This window comes from Acetobacter sp. P1H12_c, from assembly GCF_018811975.1.
Taxonomy (GTDB): domain Bacteria; phylum Pseudomonadota; class Alphaproteobacteria; order Acetobacterales; family Acetobacteraceae; genus Acetobacter; species Acetobacter persici.
Genome location: NZ_JACRVR010000097.1, coordinates 1 through 869 on the forward strand (window position 1 = coordinate 1; position 869 = coordinate 869).

The window sequence follows — 869 nt, forward strand, 5'->3', positions numbered from 1 at the left end:
CTACGGCGTGTCGTCAGTTAAGCAGGATGATGATTGAGGCGAACTGCACGGCTGCGAGGAAGGTCGATTTCAGTTTATCGTATCGGGTTGCGATAGCGCGAAACTGCTTTAGTTTATTGAAGAACCTCTCAATCAGGTTCCGTTCGCGGTAGAGAGAAAAATCGGTTTTCCGTCGTGTCGTTCTGTTGCGTTTTGGCGGGATGACCGGGGTAATCCCGCGTTGTATCAGCCGATCGATCAACCTGTCCGCGTCATACGCCTTGTCAGCAAGGAAAGCATCAGGGGCGATGTTTTCCAGAAGTGGTTCTGCCTGGGTGCTATCGGCATCCTGCCCGGGTGTGATACCGAGTTCCACCGGATTGCCCAGAGCGTCGCAGATGGCATGGATCTTTGTAGTCAGCCCGCCTCGTGATCGTCCGATGGCCTGATCCGTGCCCCTTTTTTGAGAGCTCCGGCACTATGCTGATGCGCCCGGACAATTGTGCTGTCGATCATCATGTATTCGTTGTCGTGATCAGCGGCCAGATAACGAAATATCCGTTCGATGACGCCGCTTTCACACCAGCGGCGCAGACGCCGGTGCACGTTTTTCCAGTCCCCGAAACGGGCAGGAAGGTCACGCCATGGAATACCCGCGCGATAGCGATACAGCACCGCCTCCACGAACAAACGGTTGTCCACCGCAGTGCCGCCGACATAGCCTTCTCGACCGGGAAGAAGATCCTGTATCCGCTCCCACTGGTCATCGCGTAAACTATAGCGTCGCATCTGTCTGTCTCCCCCAAAAAACGGGAAAACAGTCAGCACACGCAGACACAAAGTACAACCCTCACCTGCCACACTCAGGGTTTAACTGACGACACGCCCTA

Annotated in this window: 1 protein-coding gene; it reads right to left on the reverse strand. The window is 55.1% G+C overall.

From position 1 onward, the window contains the following. Window positions 1-13 precede the first annotated feature (13 nt). A protein-coding gene (locus KP699_RS16270) for an IS5 family transposase (RefSeq protein WP_128081236.1) occupies window positions 14-768 on the reverse strand; the annotation gives its coding sequence in 2 pieces (ribosomal slippage) (window positions 14-429 and window positions 429-768; 756 coding nt in all). Window positions 769-869: the final 101 nt, after the last annotated feature.